Genomic DNA, 508 nt, shown 5'->3' with positions numbered 1-508 from the left:
CCATCGACGTCGCTGTCACGCCGTCGGGCCAATTTGTCTATGTACTCGGTTCAGGGAGCAACAATATCCAGACGATGCGGATCGACCCCATGTTTGGCCCCTTGCCGCTCGCCATCACGCCCGCCAGCATCAGCGGCCAGCGTCTGCGGATCGAGCCGAATGGGCGCTTCCTGTACACGCCGTCCCTCAACGGCACGCTGTACGGCTTCGCCATCGATGCAGGCAGCGGCGCGCTGACACCGGTGCCAGGCAGTCCGTTCGCCACGGGCAACGTCAACGCTGCCATGGCGATTGTCCAGCCGGCGCCATAAGCCAGTCGGATCAAACCATTCCAATCACATTGCGGGGTCGGGTTCCATGTTCCTTCGTCTTCCTGCCGGCGCACGCGCGCTCGGCATTGCCTTGCTTGCCGCTGCGGTGCTCACCGCCTGCGGTTCCGATGACAAGGCCGCGCCGGCCCCCTCGGCCACGCCAGCGGCGACCAAGGTGGTGGTCGACACCACCAGCG

At 65.6% G+C, this 508-nt stretch carries 1 pseudogene; it reads left to right on the top strand.

What is annotated here, in order from left to right:
- Window positions 1-311: pseudogene (locus AB4Z35_RS30280) on the top strand (hypothetical protein); the annotation flags it as partial.
- Window positions 312-508 lie beyond the last annotated feature (197 nt).

The organism is Pseudomonas sp. KB_15 (genome assembly GCF_052114525.1).
In the GTDB taxonomy this organism is placed as follows: domain Bacteria; phylum Pseudomonadota; class Gammaproteobacteria; order Pseudomonadales; family Pseudomonadaceae; genus Aquipseudomonas.
Note: the sequence above shows the minus strand (reverse complement) of the source record. Positions and strands in the feature narration are given on the sequence as shown.